This is a genomic window from Pseudomonas sp. ICMP 8385, from assembly GCF_002699915.1.
GTDB lineage: Bacteria > Pseudomonadota > Gammaproteobacteria > Pseudomonadales > Pseudomonadaceae > Aquipseudomonas > Aquipseudomonas gessardii.
In genome coordinates this window covers 481,448-503,020 of sequence record NZ_LKBY01000001.1, presented here as the reverse complement: position 1 = coordinate 503,020, position 21,573 = coordinate 481,448, and the positions used below count along the sequence as shown (strand labels likewise).

At 59.7% G+C, this 21,573-nt stretch carries 15 protein-coding genes and 2 tRNA genes; 10 read left to right on the top strand and 7 right to left on the bottom strand.

The features are described from left to right. Positions 1-1,938: an LTA synthase family protein gene (locus tag AO268_RS02455; protein WP_099167811.1), complete on the top strand. Its 1,938-nt coding sequence runs from the start codon at positions 1-3 to the stop codon at positions 1,936-1,938. Between the two features lie 159 nt (positions 1,939-2,097). On the opposite strand, the gene ltrA is transcribed toward AO268_RS02455, so the two are convergent. The 5 genes from ltrA to AO268_RS02425 form a co-directional block, all read right to left on the bottom strand. Beyond that, a complete protein-coding gene (ltrA, locus tag AO268_RS02450; protein ID WP_071534438.1) occupies positions 2,098-3,789 on the bottom strand; it encodes a group II intron reverse transcriptase/maturase in 1,692 nt (563 codons plus the stop codon). A 1,034-nt stretch (positions 3,790-4,823) separates the two neighbouring features. Then, complete coding sequence (groL, locus tag AO268_RS02440; RefSeq protein ID WP_076961845.1) at positions 4,824-6,476, bottom strand: chaperonin GroEL; 1,653 nt, start codon at positions 6,474-6,476, stop codon at positions 4,824-4,826. A 49-nt stretch (positions 6,477-6,525) separates the two neighbouring features. Then, entirely contained in the window at positions 6,526-6,822 is a 297-nt protein-coding gene (locus AO268_RS02435; protein ID WP_017139748.1) for a co-chaperone GroES, read from the bottom strand. A gap of 228 nt (positions 6,823-7,050) precedes the next feature. Further along, on the bottom strand, positions 7,051-7,527 hold the full coding sequence (locus AO268_RS02430) for an FxsA family protein (RefSeq protein WP_076961844.1): 477 nt from the start codon (positions 7,525-7,527) through the stop codon (positions 7,051-7,053). A gap of 66 nt (positions 7,528-7,593) precedes the next feature. Next, the gene (locus AO268_RS02425; RefSeq protein ID WP_099167810.1) at positions 7,594-8,325 is read right to left on the bottom strand and encodes a HugZ family pyridoxamine 5'-phosphate oxidase; all 732 of its coding nucleotides are present in this window, start codon (positions 8,323-8,325) and stop codon (positions 7,594-7,596) included. Positions 8,326-8,400: 75 nt separating this feature from the next. Between AO268_RS02425 and AO268_RS02420 the strand changes: the two genes are divergently transcribed. Continuing rightward, positions 8,401-9,159, top strand: a complete 759-nt coding sequence (locus AO268_RS02420) for an SDR family oxidoreductase (RefSeq protein ID WP_099167809.1) — start codon at positions 8,401-8,403, stop codon at positions 9,157-9,159. Positions 9,160-9,294: 135 nt separating this feature from the next. Here AO268_RS02420 and AO268_RS02415 read toward each other — a convergent pair whose 3' ends face one another. Next, positions 9,295-10,302, bottom strand: coding sequence for a DUF481 domain-containing protein (locus AO268_RS02415; protein ID WP_076961841.1), 1,008 nt, complete (start codon positions 10,300-10,302; stop codon positions 9,295-9,297). Between the two features lie 166 nt (positions 10,303-10,468). Here AO268_RS02415 and AO268_RS02410 point away from each other — a divergent pair, with 166 nt between their 5' ends. The 4 genes from AO268_RS02410 (at position 10,469) to AO268_RS02390 (ending at position 15,306) form a co-directional block, all read left to right on the top strand. Further along, a complete protein-coding gene (locus tag AO268_RS02410; protein WP_076961840.1) occupies positions 10,469-10,822 on the top strand; it encodes an MGMT family protein in 354 nt (117 codons plus the stop codon). Between the two features lie 43 nt (positions 10,823-10,865). Continuing rightward, positions 10,866-12,398: an AmpG family muropeptide MFS transporter gene (locus tag AO268_RS02405; RefSeq protein ID WP_099167808.1), complete on the top strand. Its 1,533-nt coding sequence runs from the start codon at positions 10,866-10,868 to the stop codon at positions 12,396-12,398. A gap of 218 nt (positions 12,399-12,616) precedes the next feature. Beyond that, positions 12,617-14,332, top strand: a complete 1,716-nt coding sequence (locus tag AO268_RS02395) for a proline--tRNA ligase (RefSeq protein ID WP_076961838.1) — start codon at positions 12,617-12,619, stop codon at positions 14,330-14,332. Between the two features lie 20 nt (positions 14,333-14,352). Then, on the top strand, positions 14,353-15,306 hold the full coding sequence (locus tag AO268_RS02390; RefSeq protein ID WP_076961837.1) for a hypothetical protein: 954 nt from the start codon (positions 14,353-14,355) through the stop codon (positions 15,304-15,306). Between the two features lie 326 nt (positions 15,307-15,632). On the opposite strand, the gene dinB is transcribed toward AO268_RS02390, so the two are convergent. After that, the gene (gene dinB / locus AO268_RS02385) at positions 15,633-16,691 is read right to left on the bottom strand and encodes a DNA polymerase IV (protein WP_099167806.1); all 1,059 of its coding nucleotides are present in this window, start codon (positions 16,689-16,691) and stop codon (positions 15,633-15,635) included. A 291-nt stretch (positions 16,692-16,982) separates the two neighbouring features. Here dinB and AO268_RS02380 point away from each other — a divergent pair. The 4 genes from AO268_RS02380 (at position 16,983) to AO268_RS02365 (ending at position 21,532) form a co-directional block, all read left to right on the top strand. After that, a tRNA-Met gene (locus AO268_RS02380) sits at positions 16,983-17,059 on the top strand. Between the two features lie 194 nt (positions 17,060-17,253). After that, a tRNA-Met gene (locus AO268_RS02375) sits at positions 17,254-17,330 on the top strand. Between the two features lie 279 nt (positions 17,331-17,609). Further along, positions 17,610-20,252, top strand: coding sequence for a bifunctional lysylphosphatidylglycerol flippase/synthetase MprF (gene mprF / locus AO268_RS02370; protein ID WP_099167805.1), 2,643 nt, complete (start codon positions 17,610-17,612; stop codon positions 20,250-20,252). After that, the gene (locus tag AO268_RS02365) at positions 20,252-21,532 is read left to right on the top strand and encodes a virulence factor family protein (protein ID WP_099167804.1); all 1,281 of its coding nucleotides are present in this window, start codon (positions 20,252-20,254) and stop codon (positions 21,530-21,532) included. Before mprF ends, AO268_RS02365 begins: the two co-directional genes overlap by 1 nt. The last annotated feature ends 41 nt before the right edge of the window (positions 21,533-21,573 follow it).

The following is a 21,573-nucleotide window of genomic DNA, read 5'->3' as shown; positions in this document are numbered from 1 at the left end:
ATGGGTTTTATCAAAACTGCGCCAATGCGCTATTTGCTGTTGGTGACCGGCACCTGGCTGGTCATTTTTCTGTTGACCCGCAGCGTCTTGCTCGTCACCCACCTGGATGAAGTCAGCGGTAACCTGCTGCCGGTGTTCGGTGTAGGCCTGCTCTACGACCTGGGCTTCCTGGCCTATGCCGCACTGCCCCTGGGCCTGTACCTGCTGCTGTGCCCGCCCGCGTTATGGCGGCGGCGTGGCCATCGCTGGTTCCTGCAAGCGGTACTGACCGTCAGCCTGTTCGCCATGCTGTTCACCTCAGTGGCCGAATGGTTGTTCTGGGATGAGTTCGGGGTGCGCTTCAACTTTATCGCCGTCGATTACCTGGTGTATTCCGACGAGGTACTGAACAACCTGCTGGAGTCCTACCCCATCGGCAAACTGTTGAGCCTGTTGGCGGTGCTGGCGATTGTCTTGAGCCTGGCCTTGCGCAAACTGTTCAACGCAGCCCTCGACTCGCCCCTGCCGGCCATGCGTGGGCGCTTGCTCAATGCCTTGGGACTGCTGGTGGTTGCCGGCCTGAGCCTGCAAGTGATCAGCCAGGACAGCCCGCGCACCCAGGGTGGCAACGCCTATAACAACGAGTTGGCCAGCAATGGCCCATACCAGTTCTTCGCGGCGTTCCGTAACAACGAACTGGACTACAGCCAGTTCTACAAAAGCCTGCCGAGCGATACCGTGGCCCGCCAGCTACGCGCGGAGCTGAGCGAGCCCAATGCCCGCTTCATCGGCAGCGACCCGCTGGATATCCGCCGCACCATCGATAACCCCGGCACCCTGCGCAAACCCAATATAGTGCTGGTGACCCTCGAAAGCTTCAGCGCCAAATACATGGGCAGCAATGGGGATGCACGCAACCTGACGCCCAACCTCGACGCACTGCGCAAGCAGAGCCTGTACTTCAACAACTTCTACGCCACCGGCACCCGTACCGACCGCGGTCTGGAAGCCATTACCCTGGCCATCCCGCCCACACCGGGGCGCTCCATCGTCAAGCGCATTGGCCGGGAAAGCGGCTTTGCCAGCCTGGGCCAGCAGCTCAAGGGCATCGGCTATGACAGCGTGTTTGTGTATGGCGGCCGCGGCTACTTCGACAATATGAATGCGTTTTTCAGCGGCAACGGTTACCGGGTGGTCGACCAGAGCAGTGTCGCCGAATCCGACATCAGTTTTAAGAACGCCTGGGGCATGGCCGATGAAGACCTGTACAACCAGACCCTGAAACTGGCGGATGCCGACTACGCCAAACAACAACCGTTCCTGCTGCAGCTGATGACCACGTCCAACCACCGCCCCTACACTTACCCGGATGGCAGGATCGATATCAAGTCCGGCAATGGTCGCGACGGTGCGGTGAAATACACCGACTACGCCATCGGCCAGTTCCTGCAGGCTGCGCGCCAAAAACCGTGGTTTGACAATACGATCTTCGTGTTTGTCGCCGACCACACCGCCGGCAGCGCGGGCAAGGAAGACTTGCCCATCGCCAACTACCAGATTCCGTTGTTTATCTATGCGCCGAAATTGATCGAGGCCCGGGAAAGCGCGCAACTGGCCAGCCAGATCGACCTCGCCCCGACACTTCTGGGCCTGCTGAACCTGAGCTATGAATCGACGTTTTTCGGGCGCAACCTGTTGCAGGACAACCCGCTGCCACCGCGCGTGGTGGTCGGCAACTATCAGCACCTGGGCCTGTTTGATGGCACCAACCTGGCAATCCTCAGCCCGCGCCAAGGCCTGCGTCGCCATGACCAGGCCTTGGGTGCAAGCCAAGAGTCCCGGGTTGACAGCAATGACCCGTTGATCCAGCGCGCGATCACTTACTACCAAACGGCCAGTTATGACTTCAAGCACCACCTGCTGAGCTGGAAAGCCCCGAAAGACCCGGCCCTCAACTGAGCCAACAGTGCCCCGATAAGCGCCCATGAAAAAGCCCCGCCTGATCACTCAGGCGGGGCTTTTATGTATCAGGGGTAAGGCTGGCTGTCGGGTAAGAAACGGCCATTACTGACCGTCCCTCCCCTAAGAACTGTACGTGCGAGTTTCCCCGCATACAGCTCAAGCCTTTGTAAGCCCTTTCTCAGTTGAAAGAGCCGGTGCCGCACTGTGTAACTGTCGATGACAGTTGGGATGCAACAACACCAGATTGCCCAGCTCGTCGCATCCGCCCTTGTGCCGCTCGATAACATGGTGAATGTTCCACCCGCTTTCGAACGTAATCAACTGCTTGCACATCGGGCAGCGCTTGCTCTGGCCAAGCCACAGCGTCAGCGTCTTCCGCTTCCCCTCGTCCGAGCTTCGCCACGCATATTCCAGCCGTTGCTCGAAGTACATCTCGTCCTCTGGGGCGTATGGGTTAGCCTCCGCCTTGATCTTGGTGTGCCGCTTGATCGGCGTATCGCTGGCGTACAACAAGTGGAGCAGTTTGCCGCTGGGGTGTAGCCCGGAGAATACCCAACTACGTGTTCCCACGCGCTTGAAGTATTTTTCCTTGATCCAACGTTTGCAGCGATTCAGATGTCGCCGCCTGCACCATCGCCATAGCAATTTCCAGATCCTGTAATCCACGTAGTTGAAGGTCTGCTTGGCGACAATCGGCCGATGATAATTGGCCCAACCCCGAATAACTGGATTGAGCTGCTTGATCAACAGGCTGGCCGGTGCCGCTTTGTTCGCTTCAACCAACGCCTTAACCTTGGCCAGAAATGCTTTCACGTTCTTGTGGGCTGGCTTTATCAGCAGCTTGTCACCGTACTTGCGAATATTCTGACCGAGGAAATCGAACCCATCCGATACATGCGTGAACAACGTTTTCTCCACCGCAAGGCTCAACCCCCGCTCGGCCATGAAGGCTTCGACGAGTGGCTTCACCTCGTTTTCCAGCAGCTCTTTCGAGATGCCGGTGATGACGAAATCATCTGCGTATCGCACATAGTTGACCTTGGTCTTGTAGCTGGCTTTGGTATTACGCTGCCCGAACCGAGATTCGAGCTCCTTTTCCAGTCCATCAAGGGCCAGGTTGGCCAATACGGGCGAGATGATCCCTCCTTGCGGAGTTCCCGCCCCTGTCGGATTCAATCGACCGGATTCCAAATATCCCGCTTTCAGCCATTTCCTTAGAACCACTTTGTCCATCGGGACGTTAGTGATCAGCCAGTCGTGACTGATGTTGTCGAAACATCCCTTTATATCGCCCTCCATGACCCACTGCGCAGAATGCTTGCGACCGAGATTGACGAACAATTGCTCGATTGCATCTGCCGTGGAACGGTGAGGGCGAAAGCCATAGGAATTTCGGTCGGCTGTGGTCTCAGACACCGGTTCAAGTGCCAGCAGGTATAACGCCTGCATCGCTCGATCCAGCATCGTCGGAATCCCCAGCGGTCTACGCTGGCCATTTGCTTTGGGAATGTAAATCCGCCGCAGTGGCCGGGGCTTGTAGCCCCTGCGCTCTAACCGAAAAACTGCCTTCCATTTGCTTTCAGGCGTGCTCCAGGTTTCCCCATCGACGCCGGGAGTCCTGCGACCCCGGTTTTCAGTGACCCGTTTAACCGCCAATACCTTGGCGGCAAACGAGCGAACCAGCATACGCTGCAAGGTTTTCACCTGCCGCCATTGCTGATTCTTGGCTGCCTTCGCGATCCGTACCTGTAGCCCTCGCACCTGTCGATGACCTGTTTCCCAGTCTATCGAATGCCAACTGATGGCCAGATGGGAGGACGCAGGTACTTCTATTTCAGACGCACTCATCTTGCTTTTCCTCCAGAGAAGATTTCCCCAGAGGGCAGTAGACGCACGTCGCCCTTGTGGGGGAGTGAGTACACTGCCCCGCAAGGGATTTCTATGAGTTAGACGCAGCCGGTCAAACCGACAAACGTCTGTTCTTGATGGCTTTACAGGCCTTCTCGCGATCAAAGACCAGTCGGAAGTCAGCACCGTTTCCAGTCAGGGCAGAGCCCTTATCCAACCCCATTACAGGGAGGCATTCGCTTTTTCCGACATCCTCTACCCGCATTTTCAACAGTCTTCCTCACGGTCGACCTGCCTTGCCATACAGGCCAATGGCGAAAATACGGGCTTACCGAGTTCCATAACCGTCACAAGGATGGGTTAGGCCCTGCCTATTCACCGATGACTCAATGTCAGCGTGCCCCCAGATGTAAAAGGGACAACCAGTCATGCACCATTTTGGTCAAAGCCTATCAGCAACTTTGGCTCCATGCGGTTGACGGTGTTTATCAGCAGTTCACTTACGTTGGCCATACCAACCAGCCTAGCGTCTCACCCGCGTGTTGCTCGCAGGGTCTGCATGGTGCCTCGCGGCGACCACACACCACAGAATCATGGGACTACATTGTCAGGAAGCTTCGCACCCCGCCGTTACCAGCGACGCACTATCCCTAGGCTACTTTTGGCTGAACAAAAGGTCTCGCGCCCCTCTACCTTGCGGTTTCCGGGTGAGACAATGACAGCTATGGCTTGCGCCCTATAGATAGGAGCAGGCCAGCTCTTTGGACACGATTTCCCATACCTCCCTCGCAGTGATTCAAAATCTGCAAGCTCAGTACGCATATCGTTCTGATGATTTCCAGAGAGAAAATCACGATATATAGGCGACATTACGCCGAATTCTAAGCACCTTGTGAGTGCCGGAAATCCGGGTTTTGACGCCCGGACTTCGGGTTTTTTAAGCTGTTTCTGCGGGAAAGTGATCACCGGTTCAACCGGTGATCACCTAAGATGTAGCCCGCTAGGTGCTTCTACCTATAGCGACTCTCGTCGCACTACATCATGCCGCCCATACCGCCCATGCCACCCATGCCGCCCATGTCTGACATACCGCCGCCAGCCGGGGCTTCTTTCTTCGCTTCAGCGATCGCAGCTTCAGTGGTCAGGACCAGACCGCCGATGGAGGATGCCGCTTGCAGCGCGGAACGAGTCACCTTGGTAGGGTCCAGGATGCCCATTTCAATCATGTCACCGTAGATGCCAGTCGCAGCGTTGTAACCGTAGTTACCTTTGCCGTTCTTGACTTCGTTGACTACAACGCTTGGCTCGTCGCCGGAGTTGGCAGCGATCTGGCGCAGCGGTGCTTCAACAGCACGACGCAGTACAGCAATACCCACGTTCTGGTCAGCGTTGTCGCCGGTCAGGTTAGTCAGCGCTTCCAGAGCACGGATCAGCGCAACGCCACCGCCAGGTACCACGCCTTCTTCAACGGCTGCGCGGGTTGCGTGCAGGGCGTCTTCAACGCGGGCTTTCTTCTCTTTCATTTCTACTTCGGAACCCGCGCCAACCTTGATCACTGCAACGCCGCCAGACAGCTTGGCCAGGCGCTCTTGCAGTTTTTCACGGTCGTAGTCGGACGAAGTTTCGGCAACCTGGGCACGGATCTGGGTGATGCGCGCCTGGATGTCCTGCTCTACGCCAGCACCGTCAACGATGATGGTGTTTTCCTTGGAGATGGTCACGCGCTTGGCGCTACCCAGGTTTTCCAGGGTGGCGCTTTCCAGGCTCAGGCCGATCTCTTCGGAGATAACGGTGCCGCCGGTCAGGACGGCGATGTCCTGCAGCATGGCCTTGCGACGGTCGCCGAAGCCCGGAGCCTTGACGGCTGCGACTTTAACGATGCCACGCATGTTGTTCACCACCAGAGTCGCCAGGGCTTCGCCTTCAACGTCTTCGGAAACGATCAGCAGTGGACGGCCGGCTTTGGCAACGGCTTCCAGTACTGGCAGCATTTCGCGGATGTTCGAGATCTTTTTGTCGACCAGCAGGATCAGCGGGCTGTCCAGCTCGGCAACCATGGTCTCTGGCTTGTTGACGAAGTACGGGGACAGGTAGCCACGGTCGAACTGCATGCCTTCTACAACCGACAATTCGTTTTCCAGGCCAGTGCCTTCTTCAACGGTGATCACGCCTTCTTTGCCGACTTTTTCCATGGCTTCGGCAATGATGTCGCCGATGGAGCTGTCGGAGTTGGCAGAGATGGTACCTACCTGAGCGATGGCCTTGGTGTCAGCGCAAGGCTTGGACAGGTTTTTCAGCTCGGCAACGATGGCGATGGTCGCCTTGTCGATGCCGCGCTTGAGGTCCATCGGGTTCATGCCGGCAGCGACGGCTTTGTAGCCTTCGTTGACGATGGCCTGAGCCAGAACGGTGGCGGTGGTGGTGCCGTCGCCTGCGTCATCGTTGGCACGGGAGGCAACGTCTTTGACCAGCTGCGCGCCCATGTTCTCGAAACGGTCTTCCAGTTCGATTTCTTTGGCGACGGAAACGCCGTCCTTGGTGATGGTCGGAGCGCCGAAGCTCTTCTCGATGATCACGTTACGGCCTTTCGGGCCCAGGGTCGCTTTTACTGCGTCAGCCAGGATGTTGACACCGGTGAGCATTTTTTTACGGGCGGAATCGCCGAATTTAACTTCTTTAGCAGCCATGATCGATATTCCTTAAATACTTTGTAGTAACGGGAAAATGGGCGGGAAATCAGTCTTCCAGAACGGCGAGAATCTCGTTCTCAGCCATCACCAGCAGATCTTCGCCGTCGACTTTCACAGTGTTGCTGCCGGAGTAAGGACCGAATACAACCTTGTCACCCACTTTCACCGCCAGCTCACGTACTTGACCGTTTTCCAGCGTCTTGCCTGGGCCAGCTGCGAGGATCACACCGTGGTTGGCTTTTTCAGCAGCCGAACCTGGCAGAACGATACCGCCAGCGGTTTTCTTTTCTTCTTCGCTGCGACGGATAACGACGCGGTCGTGCAGAGGACGAAGCTTGCTCATTGTCGATCTCTCCTAATTGTAAGTTTCATCGGCCGGTATCAGTACCGGCTGGTTGTATTCCGGCGGTGCCGGTCGCGCTTCGCCAAGCGAAACGCGGAAGTCTGTCTGGTGTCGCCACCAGAAACCTTGCGGTGACCGTTACATAAGGGCGTATATGCTTATTACAAGGGCCGCAGGTGAAATTTTTTGTGTCGGCCGGCACCCGAAGGTGCCGGGCCAGGGATGGCGTTACTTGGAGTCGCGGTGCTCGAACTCGCCTTCGATCACATCACCTTCACGCCCCAGCGGCTGGCGAGGTGCCGGGCCGCCACGGGGCTGCAGGTCATCGGCAAAGGCGCGCTGGCGGATCGCCGCTTCTTCGGCACGCTGGCGCATCTTGCCCGCCAGCAAGCGACGGGTGAAGGGCAGCAGCAGGATCAAGCCCAGCACATCGCTGACAAAACCCGGCAGGATCAGCAGGCCACCGGCCAAGGCCATCATCAGGCCTTCGAGCATGGTCTGGGCCGGCAATTCGCCACGGTTCAGGCTTTCACGGGCACGCAGTGCCGTGGCCAGGCCAGCGATGCGCAGCACAAACACGCCGAGCATCGAGCCGAGAATGATCAGCAGCAGCGCCGGGAAAAACCCGATAGCCCCGCTGACCTTGACGAATACGAACAGCTCCAGCACCGGAAACAGCAGAAAGAGCAATAAAAAAGGGCGCATCAAATGGTTCCTCAACGCAAGAATGCCTTGCTACTAGACCTTAGATGACGTCGCCCTTTCGTGAATTCAAGCGTGCATGCCGGCTTTTTTCGGCCAGGCGTCGGCGTGAGCCAGGAAAACCAGGGCCTCGCGCACTTGTGTCGGCGTGTTGCAAGTCTGCGCAAAAGGCAACCAGTGCAGGCCCTGGCCGATGCGCAAGTGCATGCCTTCGCTGTCGATACCGGCCAATTGCGCCGCCTCGAAGGTCGGCAGGCCGGCCAGTTCGACATAGTGGGCAATGGCCTTGGTGTGATCGCTGTTCATGTGCTCGATCATGCTCAGCTCGGCCTTGCCGGCGAACGGGTTGGCCAGGGTCAGTTGATCGACCCAGTGGATCGCCCCGAAACCGCCGATATAGCGATGGCGCACCGGCTTGAGGACCCAGAAGTCGAAGTCATGGGCCTTGTGGTAGTTCGCCGAATCCGGGAAGTACCGGTAGTAACGCTCGGCGGCAGCGGCAATGGCGGCCTCGTCGTCGAGCTTCTCGGCCTCGGCCAGGTAGGTCAGGCGCCCCACGGCCTGCACATCCTCGGCCTCGCGCTCGCCCACCAGCAACGAGCATTTAGGGTCTTTTTGCAGGTTGTGGGTGTGCTGGGCGATACGGCTGATCAGGATCAGCGGCCGGCCCTCGGCATCCAGGCAGTAAGGCACCACCGAACCAAAGGGGAAGCCGGGCATGGCCTTGGAGTGGGTGGCGAGCGCCCCACGGTATTCCTTGAGCAGTAGTTCTCGGGCATTCTGGGCTACGTGGACGCTCAACTTATGACTCCTTCGATAAATTCCGTCAAAAAACGGACTTGGGCAACCGCTTAAATCTGCTCACAGGACATGCGAATGCATCTCAACGACAAAGTAATCATTATCACCGGCGGTTGCCAGGGTCTGGGCCGTTCCATGGCCGAGTATTTTGCAAGCAAAGGTGCCCACCTGGCGCTGGTGGACCTCAACCAGGAAAAGCTCGATGGAGCAGTGGCGGCCTGCCAGTCCCATGGTGTTACCGCGCGCAGCTATCTCTGTAATGTGGCGGATGAAGAACAGGTGATCCATACCGTGGCCCGGATCGCCGATGATTTCGGCGCGATCCACGGTTTGATCAACAACGCCGGGATCCTGCGCGATGGCCTGCTGCTCAAGGTCAAGGACGGCGAAATGACCAGGATGAGCCTGGCCCAGTGGCAGGCGGTGATCGACGTCAACCTGACCGGCGTGTTCCTCTGCACCCGCGAAGTGGCGGCGAAGATGGTGGAACTGAACAACCACGGCGCCATTATCAACATTTCGTCAATCTCCCGGGCGGGTAATGTCGGCCAGACCAACTATTCGGCGGCCAAGGCCGGCGTGGCAGCGGCGACGGTGACCTGGGCCAAGGAACTGGCACGCTATGGCATCCGCGTGGCGGGCATTGCCCCAGGCTTTATCGAGACCGAGATGACCCTGGGCATGAAGCCCGAGGCGCTGGAGAAGATGACGGCGGGGATTCCCCTCAAGCGCATGGGCCGCCCGGAAGAGATCGCCCATTCGGCAGCGTATATCTTCGAGAACGACTATTACACCGGGCGCATTCTGGAGATGGATGGGGGGTTGCGCCTGTAACAACGCCGAAAAAAATGTGGGAGCGGGCTTGCTCGCGATAGCAGACTGTCAGTTAACGAATATGTCGACTGATACATCGCTATCGCGAGCAAGCCCGCTCCCACATTAAAAGTCCGCATTCGTACCGTAGCAGGCTTACCAGGTCACGCCAAAGCCCGCGGTATAACGGGTCTTGCTCAGGTCGCTGTCCGAGCTGCCGCTGATGATGTCGCGCTCGGCCTTGAGATTGAGCGAAGCCCATTCGGTGACCTTGTAGCGCAGGCCCATTTCGGCATCGAGGGAATAGTCGGCAGGGCCGGCCAGGGGCTTGCCCAGTTCGCCGTTGGTGAAGAACTCCACGGTCTTGCCGATCAGGTAGCGGTTGTAGTCCCACTTCATGGCCAGGGAATAGAAGTTGTCCTTGCCACCGTCCTGGTATTCATAGTCCGTACGGTTGAGCAACGAGCCCAGAGAGAACGCTCCCAGTTCATCATCCCAGAACTGATAACCCGGACCGGTACCGACGGTGCGCTGGCGGCGCAGGTCTTCGACCCTGTCGTGCTTGTAGGTCAGGCGCCCCTGCCAAAACCACTGGTCGGTAATAAAGCGATCCAGCGCGTACTCGGCGCTCCAGTTGTCGGTGGTGACCACATCGTTCTGGAATTCGCGGTTGTATTCGCCTTCGGCAATATGCCGCCACTTGCCGTGACGGGCGGTGGTCTTGAAGTCGATGTCATAGTCGTCGGTATCTTTTTCCGCACGCTTGTAGTCCAGCGCCACGTCGACATTGCCCTTCCATACCAGGTCCTCGATCACCGGTTTTGGCTTGATGATCTGCTGGATGCTGGCCAACTCCACCGTCTTGGGCGCCTCGCCGTTGGCCAGGATGACCTTGCCGTCCTCAGCCGGGTGCAGGGACTTGGCCTTCTCGCCGGTGTAGGCATCCTGCTTGACCAGCAGTTCCTGGTCGCTTTCCAGGGTTTTCACCTGTTTCCAGTCCACCGGGATCGCGCCAGCGTATTCGGTCTGGATCAGCAGCTTGCCGCCGTCGAAAACCTTGATCTTGCCGGTCAGGCGATCACCGTTTTTCAACCAGACCGTATCGGCCAGCACAGGGGTAGAAGCAGTAAAGACAGCGAGGCACAGCAAGGTTCTGGACAACATAAGCGGTTACGGGGCTCAAGTTTGGCGAAAAAAAGGGGCATTATCGGCGTAGCTGAAGTCTTAGCAAGGACTGACTCAAGGTTTTCTGTTGAGTTCAATTCTCAACAGCGCTTTTACAGATGTTTCTTACCTATTGACGACTCATTTCAACCGAGCTGCCTGAACCGTGAACGAGCCCGCCGACACTCCGCAAACCCCGGCCGAAATGCGCCGCACCGCGCTGTACCTGACCCTGGCCCAAGTACCCGCAGGCTGCGTGGTGAGTTACGGCGAACTGGCGCACCTGGCCGGGCTGGGGCGCGCCGCACGCTTCGTGGGCCGTACGCTGAGCCAGCTTCCCGAAGGTTCGACGTTGCCCTGGCACCGGGTGGTCGCCGCCGGCGGTCGGATAAGTCTGCCCGTGGGTAGCGCTTCGGGCGATGAACAACGTGCGCGTTTGCGCAGCGAAGGTGTCAGTATCCTGAACAATCGCGTTGATATTCAGCGTCATGGCTGGCGCCCGGTAGAGCACAGCGGTTAGAGTGCGCGCTTTGTTTCCGTAAATCTGAGGCAGACTCCAGCCCATGCCCCGTAAAACCTGGCGCGCCGCGCTCGCTGCCTATGCCAGCCCCTCGACGTTAGTGCTGTTACTGCTCGGCTTCGCCGCCGGTCTGCCTTACATGTTGGTGTTCTCGACGCTCTCGGTCTGGTTGCGTGAAGCCGGTGTGGCACGCGAGACCATTGGCTATGCGAGCCTGATCGGCCTGGCGTATGCGTTCAAGTGGGTCTGGTCGCCACTGCTGGACCAATGGCGCCTGCCGCTGTTGGGCAAGCTGGGGCGGCGTCGTTCCTGGCTGGTGCTGTCCCAATCCCTGGTGATTCTCGGCTTGATCGGCATGGGCTTCTGCGACCCGCAGAAGCACCTGTCCTGGCTGATCGCCATTGCCGTGATCGTGGCGTTTGCCTCGGCAACCCAGGATATCGCGGTGGATGCCTATCGTCTGGAAATCGCCGAAGACAGCCGCCAGGCCGCCCTGGCCGCCAGTTATATGTCTGGCTACCGTATCGCCGCCCTGCTGGCCACCGCCGGCGCGCTGTTTTTTGCCGAAGGCTTTGGCTCCACCGGGTTCAACTATAAGCACTCGGCATGGACCGGCACCTACGTGCTGTTCGGTGTGCTGATGATCCCCGCCCTGCTCACCAGCTTTTTCATGCGTGAACCCGATGTGCCATTGCGCACCCAGTTGCAGGCCGGGCGCTACACGTTTGCCCACCAACTGATGTCGGTATTCGTGCTGATCATCCTGCTGGTGTCGGTCCCGGCGATGTTCACCCAGCTGTACAACACCGACTTTGCCAGTGTGCTGTTCGAGGGTGTGAGCCTGCTCGACTTGCTGCTGGAAGACCGCGCGTTTCTGCGCGCCATCCTCTATATCACCCTCACCGCCCTGTGCCTCTCGGCCATGGGTCGTCGGGGCCTGGCGCCGGTGCTCACGCCGGTCAACGACTTTATCCTGCGCTACCGCTGGCAGGCCCTGTTGCTGCTGGGGCTGATTGCCACCTACCGTATGTCGGACACGGTGATGGGCGTGATGGCCAACGTGTTCTATATCGACCAGGGGTTCACCAAGGACCAGATCGCCAGTGTCAGCAAGATCTTCGGCCTGATCATGACCCTGGTCGGCGCCGGCATGGGTGGCCTGCTGATCGTGCGGTTCGGCATCCTGCCGATCCTGTTTATCGGTGGCATCACCTCGGCCGGCACCAACCTGCTGTTCCTGATGCTCGCCGACATGGGCGCCGACCTGCAGATGCTGATCTTTACCATCTCCCTGGATAACTTCAGCTCGGGCCTGGCGACCTCGGCGTTCGTCGCCTATCTGTCGAGCCTGACCAACCTGAAGTTCTCCGCCACCCAGTACGCCCTGCTCAGCTCGATCATGTTGCTGTTGCCACGGCTGATCGGCGGTTACTCGGGGGTCATGGTGGAAAAGTTCGGCTATCACAACTTCTTCCTGATCACCGCGCTGCTCGGCGTGCCGACGTTGCTGCTGATTGCCTTGCATTGGTATCAGGAAAGCCGGCGGATCCGTTTGAATCCCCCCGAAGAAGGCTGACACCTGCAGGGCCGGGCTTGTGTGGGAGCGGGCTTGCCCGCGATAGCATCACTGCGGTTTGCCTGACACACCGAGGCGCCAGCATCGCGGGCAAGCCCGCTCCCACACAAGCCAGCTCCCCACAGAAATCCAGTCAGCACCTGATGCCTGTACTCTGGCGGCGACCGCCCGTACAATCCCAGGTCACTTCAAGTCCAAGCAACCGACAACGGCCTACCATGCGCACCAGTCAATATTTGCTCGCCACACAGAAAGAAACGCCTTCCGACGCGGTCGTGATCAGCCACCAGCTGATGCTGCGCGCCGGCATGATCCGCAAACTGGCCTCTGGCCTGTACACCTGGCTGCCCATGGGCTTGAAGGTGATGCGCAAGGTCGAAGCGATCGTTCGTGAAGAAATGAACGCCGCCGGCTCTCTGGAAGTATTGATGCCGAGCACTCAGCCGGCTGAACTGTGGCAAGAATCCGGGCGCTGGGAAGAGTACGGCCCCGAATTGCTGCGCTTCAAGGATCGTCATGGCCGCGACTTCTGCGCAGGCCCGACCCATGAAGAAGTGATCACCGACCTGATGCGCAACGAGTTGAGCAGCTACAAACAGCTGCCCCTCAACCTGTTTCAGATCCAGACCAAATTCCGTGACGAAATCCGCCCGCGCTTCGGCTTGATGCGTGGCCGCGAATTCATCATGAAGGACGCCTATTCGTTCCACGCCGACCAGCCTTCGCTGCAGGTCACCTATGACCGCATGCACCAGGCCTATTGCAACGTGTTCACCCGCCTGGGCCTGAAGTTCCGCCCGGTTGAGGCGGACAACGGCTCCATCGGCGGCGCGGGATCCCATGAGTTCCATGTGCTGGCCGAATCCGGCGAAGACGACATTGTCTTCAGCAACGGCTCCGACTACGCGGCCAACATCGAGAAGGCCGAAGCCGTGCCACGGGAAACGTCCCGTGCGGCGCCGGCTGAAGAGCTGCGCCTGGTCGACACCCCAGACACCAAGACCATCGCGGCCCTGGTCGAGAAATTCAATCTGCCGATTGAAAAGACCATCAAGACCCTGATCGTGCATGCCGAGGAAGAAGGCAAGTTGATCGCCCTGGTTATCCGTGGCGACCACGAACTCAACGAAATCAAGGCAGCCCAGCAACCTGGCGTGGCCAGCCCGCTGGTCATGGCCTCGGACGCCGAACTGCGTGACGCCATTGGCGCCGGCGCCGGCTCCCTGGGCCCGCTGAACCTGCCATTGCCGATCATCATCGACCGTTCGGTCGAGCTGATGAGCGACTTCGGCATCGGTGCCAATATCGACGACAAGCACTACTTTGGCGTCAACTGGGAGCGTGACCTGCCGGTGCCAACCGTGGCCGACCTGCGCAACGTGGTGGCCGGTGATCCAAGCCCGGATGGCAAAGGCACCCTGGAAATCAAGCGCGGCATCGAAGTGGGGCACATCTTCCAGCTGGGCAACAAGTACAGCCAGGCGATGAAGTGCGAAGTGCTGGGCGAAAACGGCAAGCCGGTGACCCTGGAAATGGGCTGCTATGGCATTGGCGTTTCCCGCGTGGTGGCAGCTGCCATCGAGCAGAACCACGACGACAAAGGCATTATCTGGAGCGACACCCTGGCGCCGTTCCAGATCGCCCTGGTGCCGCTGCGCTACGAAACCGAGCAGGTTCGCGAAGCCACCGACAAACTGTATGCCGAACTGACGGCCGCCGGTTTTGAAGTGCTGCTCGATGATCGTGACAAGAAGACCAGCCCAGGCATCAAGTTTGCCGACATGGAACTGATTGGCATCCCCCACCGGATCGTGGTCAGTGACCGCGGCCTGGCCGATGGCAATCTGGAATACAAGAGCCGGACCGAAGCGCAGGCCCAACCGTTGCCGGTGGCTGACGTGCTGCCCTTCCTTCAGGCGCGTATTCGTCGCTGAAAACCAGATCAAGAGAAGTCATGTTCAAGCGAAACACCAAAGCCCTGGGGGGCGTCGCCTTGTGCGGCGCCCTACTGGTCAGCGGCTGCGCCAATCACATGTCGCAGCGTAGCGAGCACGAGGAACGGATCGAGCGCAAATTGCTCGACCACAGCCTGCAGATCGATGTCGGCGAACCCAAAGTGCTTGAGCTGCCGCAACGCCGTGTGCGTATTCATGAACAGCGGACTTTTGAAGTCACTGAGTTTGAAGTCACGCGCCGCTATGATCGCTACACGCCCTACCAACCCTGGCGCGAACTCTATGAGATCCCGCTGGGCGCCGTGGCTGTCGTGGCGGGCGCCGGGGCCAACGTGGCCAACATCTTTGCCCTGGGCAACCTGCCCGACAGCATGACCCATGACTGGATCAGTTACGGCGTGGCCGGGCTCAACCCGTTCATGAACGTGCAGTCCCATGGCCGGGCGCAACAGAACCTGGCAGGCATTGATGAAATCCAGCGCGACCGCCGCCTGGAATACACCAGCCTGCCGTGGAGCGAGCGACCGGTGCAGGTAAAGGCCGGCAAGCAGACCCACGAGATGACCACCGACCGCAACGGCGTCCTGCGCCTGAACCTGTTGGACAGCCCGTTTGCCGAGCAGGACCTGAGCCAGGTGCGTACGTTGCGAATCAGCATTGAAGATGCCCAGGACGATGTGCATTCGGACTCATCCCTGGCCATCAGCAGCACCCTGCGCGGCAAGCTGCTGGAAGCCCATGCCTTGATCTACGACGACCTGGAGGATGACGAAGTCAGCCAATGGGTGCATCGGGTCAAGCGCTTGTCGGAGCTGGGCCTGGAAGAAGAAGCCAGCGAACTGGAACAGAGCCTGATTGAACTGACCCGCAACGACCCCGAGTTGCAGCAGGAATTTCTCAAGGCGCTGACCCAGGATGGCGGCCGGCTGGTGGCGGATCCCGGTACCCGCTGAGCTCTGGCAAATATCAAAATATGAGAGCGGGCTTGTGTGGGAGCGGGCTTGCCCGCGATTGCAGACTGTCAGTCGATGTATTTGTCGCTGCCCCACCGCCATCGCGGGCAAGCCCTAATGCCAGTCAGTTAAGCCTTTTTGTAGGAGCGAGCTTGCTCGCGAAGAACTTGAGAGCGCCGCGTTTACCTAGCAAACACGCGTTATCGTTGACGTCCTTCGCGAGCAAGCTCGCTCCTACAGAAAGCAGAATCCGCTTAACTGACTGGCATTAGGGCAAGCCCGCTCCCACACAAGCCTGCTCCCACATAAAGCCCACCTCCAGCCGTCTACCAGGGCAGCTCCAGCTGTTCATTCCCCCCGCTCAAATCGAGCAAGCGCACACCAATCCCCAGCAACCGCACCGGTTTGCCCCCCCGATTGAACGCCTGGGTCAACAACTGCTGGTAACTCTCCAGGTCCCGCCCCGCCCCCGCCTGTTCCAGGGTAGTCTGGGTAAAGTCATGAAACTTCACTTTGACAAAGGGTTTGCCCGGCCGATAACTGCTGTCGATACGCTGCATGCGCCCGGCCAGGGTTTCCATCAGTTCCGGGAGTTTTGCCAGGCAACTGGGCAGGTCCGGCAAATCGACATCGTAGGTGTTCTCTACACTGATCGATTGCCGGCGGCTGTCGTTGTGCACCGCACGTTCATCAATCCCACGCGCCAAACTCCATAACCGCTCGCCGAAACTGCCGAATTCCCGTACCAGCGCCAGCTTGTTCCACTCGCGCAATTGCAGGCAGTCCTCGATCCCCAGCCGTGCCAGCTTGTCGGCGGTAACCTTGCCGACGCCATGCAACTTGCTCACCGGCAGCTGCGATACGAAGTCTTCCACCTGGTCCGGGGTGACCACAAACAGCCCATTGGGCTTTTTCCAGTCGCTGGCGATCTTGGCCAAAAACTTGTTGGGCGCCACCCCCGCCGAAACGGTGATGTGTAACTGGTTGGAGACCCGCCGGCGGATATCCTGGGCAATGCGCGTGGCACTGCCGCCGAAATGTGCGCAATCAGAAACATCCAAATAGGCTTCATCCAGCGACAGTGGCTCGATCAGGTCGGTGTAGTCACGGAAAATCGTCTGGATTTCCTTCGACGCTTCTTTATAGGCATCCATGCGCGGCTTGACGATGGTCAGGTCGGGACACAGCTTCAATGCATGGCGCGAAGACATGGCCGAACGCACACCGTAGGCCCGCGCCTCGTAGTTGCAGGTGGCGATCACCCCGCGCCGGTCCGCCGAGCCGCCTACCGCCAGGGGCTTTTGCGCCAGGCTCGGGTTATCCCGCATTTCGATGGCAGCGTAGAAGCAATCACAGTCAACATGGATGATTTTGCGCTGCGTCATATAAAGAGAGGCGTGATCAGGACATAAAGTGGACAGATCGCCAGTATCGCACTCACACCTGTATATAGCACCAGTACTTTGAATCATCTGACAAAGCGGTAGGAAAAACCCTGGATGAATTCATTTTTTCAATCGAAGACTACGTCCCAATAGAGCTGGAGGCCACGGCCAGACTGGCCCCAACCCCTTTCAGCCACCGACTTGGAGAGCTAAGCGATTGAAGCAAAAGCGCTTTTCTTGAAATCAGCGGTTGACACCCCGGCATTCCTCTGTAGAATGCCGACACACAGACGCGGGATGGAGCAGTCTGGTAGCTCGTCGGGCTCATAACCCGAAGGTCGTCGGTTCAAATCCGGCTCCCGCAACCAAACATCAAGAAAGGCTACTCGAAAGAGTGGCCTTTTTTGTGCGCGCAGGTTTTTGCCCTGCGGCCCCTGGCGATGTGCCGGTGGAGTGAAAAGTCGTTTTCAATCGAGCACTTAGGTTAATTGGCAGTTATTTTGCCCTTTATGTCATTAACGGTTGACACCTCGTCGTTGCACTGTAGAATGCCGCCCACAGACGCGGGATGGAGCAGTCTGGTAGCTCGTCGGGCTCATAACCCGAAGGTCGTCGGTTCAAATCCGGCTCCCGCAACCAAACATCAAAAAAGGCTACTCGAAAGAGTGGCCTTTTTTGTGCCTGAAGAAAAAGTTCTTTTGAAACAATGGCATGGCATCTTTCATGAAACCGCTCATGGGTTTCGGAGTCCATCCGTTTGCAGGCTATGCTCAAGTGTCGAGCCCATCTTTGCGCGACCAATAGATGCTGTCGCCGACCCTGGCGATCCGCGTTACTATTTGTAATTATTTTGTACATAGGGATTGGTAACTTGGCTGGATACCCCCATCCTGTCGCGCACAATCCACGAGGTGATTGATGCGCGCCAATTCGTCTGAACCACAAGACACCGTCACAGTCACTCAACCGATCGCCCCCACCCGCCTGCGCTGGCTGGATCTGTTGAGCAAGTATCGCCAACCCATTGGGCTGGCGGTCACCCTGCTGCTGTTTGCCATTGCCTTGATCGCCTGCCGCCACTTGCTGCTTGAGCTTGATCTGTACGCCCTCCACGACTCGATCCTGGAAGTGCCGAAGCCCTCCCTGCTGGGCGCCTTTGCCGCCGCGATCGCCGGCTTCATCATTCTATTGGGCTACGAATTTTCCGGCGCACGCTACGCCGGGGTAAAACTGCCGGCCAAGACCCTGGCCTACGGCGGCTTTACCGCGTTCGCCATTGGCAATGCGATTGGCCTGTCGATGCTGTCCGGCGGCTCGGTGCGCTACCGTCTCTATGCACGGCATGGCATCGGGGCCTCGGAAGTGGCCCATATGACCGTGTTTGCCAGCCTGGCCCTGGGTTGCGCCCTGCCGCCGCTCGCCGCCCTGGCGACCTTGAGCAACCTGCCGGCCGCCTCCAACGCCCTGCATCTGCCCGCCGCGCTGCTCGGTGGGATCGCGGGGGCGGTGCTGCTGCTCTCGACCGTGCTGTGCATCGGGATTTATCGCCGCCGCCTGCCAGAACAGCCCTACCCCGACAACCTGCTGGTCAGGGTCGGCCGCCGCACCTTGCGCCTGCCCGGGCGCCGCCTGACCTTCCTGCAACTGATCATCACCGCGCTGGACGTCGCCGCCGCTGCTACCGTTCTCTATCTGTTGCTGCCGGAAGCCCCGCCGTTTGGCCCGTTCCTGCTGGTGTACCTGCTGGCGCTCGCGGCGGGTGTGCTCAGCCATGTGCCTGGCGGGGTCGGTGTGTTCGAGGCGATCCTGCTGGCCGCGTTTGCCGACAAGCTCGGCGCCGCGCCGCTGGCCGCCGCCTTGCTGCTGTACCGCATGATTTACGTGGTGTTGCCGCTGTTGATCGCGTGCATCTTCCTGCTGATCAGCGAAGCCCAGCGTCTGTTCCAGACCCAACAGAGCCTGCGGGTGGCATCCGGCCTCGCGGCACCGGTGTTGGCCGTGCTGGTTTTTTTGTCCGGGGTGGTGCTGCTGTTCTCCGGCGCCACCCCGGAAATCGACTCGCGCCTGGAAAACATCGGCTTCCTGATTCCCCACCGCCTGATTGACGCCTCGCACTTTGGCGCCAGCCTGATCGGCGTGCTGTGCCTGCTACTGGCCCAGGGCCTGCGTCGGCGCCTGTCGGCAGCCTGGATGCTGACCATGGTGCTATTGCTGGTAGGCGCCCTGCTTTCACTGCTCAAAGGCTTCGACTGGGAAGAAGCCAGCCTGATGACCACAACCGCCGTGCTGCTGGCGATCTTCCGGCGCTCGTTCTACCGCGCCAGCCGCCTGACCGAACTGCCCTTCTCGCCGCTGTACCTGGTCGCCAGCGTCTGCGTGCTCGGCGCGTCGATCTGGCTGCTGCTGTTTGCCTATCAGGACGTGCCTTATAGCCATCAACTGTGGTGGCAGTTCACCCTCGACGCCAATGCCCCGCGTGGCCTGCGCTCGCTGCTGGGCGCCGCCATCCTGCTGGTGATTGTGTCGCTGACCTGGCTGTTGCGCACCGCTCGCCCGGTGATCCACCTGCCGACCGCCGATGAGCTGGAGCGCGCCACCAAGATCCTGATGGCTTCGTCGCAGCCCGATGGCGGCCTGGCCCTGACCGGCGACAAGGCCCTGCTGTTCCACCCCAACGACGAAGCCTTCCTGATGTACGCCCGGCGCGGCCGCAGCCTGGTGGCGCTGTACGACCCGATCGGCCCGACCCAGCCACGGGCCGAAATGATCTGGCAGTTCCGCGACCTGTGCGACATTCATCACGCCCGCCCGGTGTTCTACCAGGTGCGCGCCGAGAACCTGCCCTTCTATATGGACATCGGCCTGACCGCGATCAAGCTGGGCGAAGAAGCCCGGGTCGATCTCAAGCGCTTTGACCTGGAAGCCAAGGGCAAAGAGATGAAGGATTTGCGCTACACCTGGAACCGCGGGACCCGGGACGGCCTGTCCCTGGAAATCTTCGAGCCGGGCCAGGCGCCGATGGCGGCATTGAAAGTCATTTCCGATGCCTGGCTGACCGGCAAGAACGTGCGGGAAAAGGGCTTCTCCCTGGGGCGTTTCAGCGACGAGTACCTCAAGCATTTTCGCATTGCGGTGATTCGCTTTGAGGGGCAGCCGGTGGCCTTCGCCAACCTGCTGGAGACCTACAGCCATGACCTGGCCAGCCTCGACCTGATGCGCGCGCACCCCGAGGCGCCAAAGCTGACCATGGAGTTCATGATGATCGGCTTGATCCAGCACTATAAGAGCCACAACTATGCACGCTTTAGCCTCGGCATGGTGCCGTTGTCGGGCCTGCAGCCACGCCGTGGCGCACCGCTGACCCAGCGCCTGGGCTCGATGGTGTTCCGCCGTGGCGAGCAACTGTATAACTTCCAAGGTTTGCGCCGCTTCAAAGACAAGTTCCAGCCTGACTGGGAACCTCGTTACATGGCCGTGCCCGCAGGACTTGATCCGCTGGTGGCACTGGCCGATACCGCCGCCCTGATCGCGGGCGGCTTGACTGGATTGGTGAAACGCTGATGATTCGACGCTCCTGGCGATATGTATTGGTAAGTCTGGTGGCGCTGGCCCTGATCCTGGGTGGCGGCTACTGGTACTGGAACCGCCCCGCTCCCCTGCCGACCCTGGAGCAACTGCCCCAGGCCGACGGTTCGACCCTGACCCGGGTGACCCCTGGCACCACGATCAAGGCCCGCGTAGCGGTCGCCGTGCTGGCCGACGCCAGCCTTACCGACAACCAGCTGATTGCCTTGAGCCGGGGCGGTAGTGCCCAGATCGTGCAAGTGATCCTACCCAAGGAAGACTGCAAACTGCAGGAACAAGCCCTGCAAGCGGCCCTAGGCCAGCTCAAGGGCCCGGCCACCCTGGTCAGCGGCATCGGCCCTGGCGCGGCACTGGCCTGGCGCTGGCTGGCAACGCAGAACGACGACAAGGCCAACGCCATCTCCGTAGGCTTTGCCCTGGTCCAGGAAGGCTGCAAGGACCCGCTGCCCAAGACCGCTGCGCACGGCAACTGGCTGGTGGCCTGGAACGATAACCCTGACGACGAAAGCGCCAGCTTCGTACGCGACACCCCGCGCGCCACCACCAGCATCAGCGACTACGACATCAACTACCCACAGGTGCTGAACAACGAACTGCGCAAGCAGCTGGTGGGTTCGGACAATGGCGGCCTGGCGATCCCGGTGGTCGAAGTGCCGGCCGGCCAGGCCAAGGACACCGTGACCCTGTTCCTCTCCGGCGACGGCGGCTGGCGCGACCTGGACCGCGACGTGGCCGGCGAGATGGCGAAGATCGGCTACCCGGTGGTAGGCATCGATACCCTGCGCTACTACTGGCAGCACAAAAGCCCGGAACAGAGCGCCAAGGACCTGACCGAGCTGATGCAGCACTATCGGCAGAAATGGGGCTCCAAGCGTTTTGTGCTGACCGGGTATTCGTTCGGCGCCGATGTATTGCCAGCCATCTATAACCGCCTGCCGGAAGCCGAGCAGCAGCGGGTAGACGCCATAATCCTGCTGGCCTTTGCCCGCACCGGCAGCTTCGAGATCGAAGTGGAAGGCTGGCTGGGCAATGCCGGCAAGGAAGCCGCCACCGGCCCGGAAATGGCCCGGCTGCCTGCCGCCAAGGTGGTGTGCATCTATGGCGAGGAAGAGGTGGACGAGAGCGGCTGTACCGACAAGAGCGCTGTGGGCCAAGCCATGAAGCTTCCGGGTGGCCATCACTTCGACGAGAACTATCCGGCGCTGGCCAAGCGCCTGGTGGAGATCATCGAGAAGCGCCAGGCCAAGGCTGAGTAACGCCTGATGTAATCGGTCACCCATAAAAAAGCCCCCGCTGC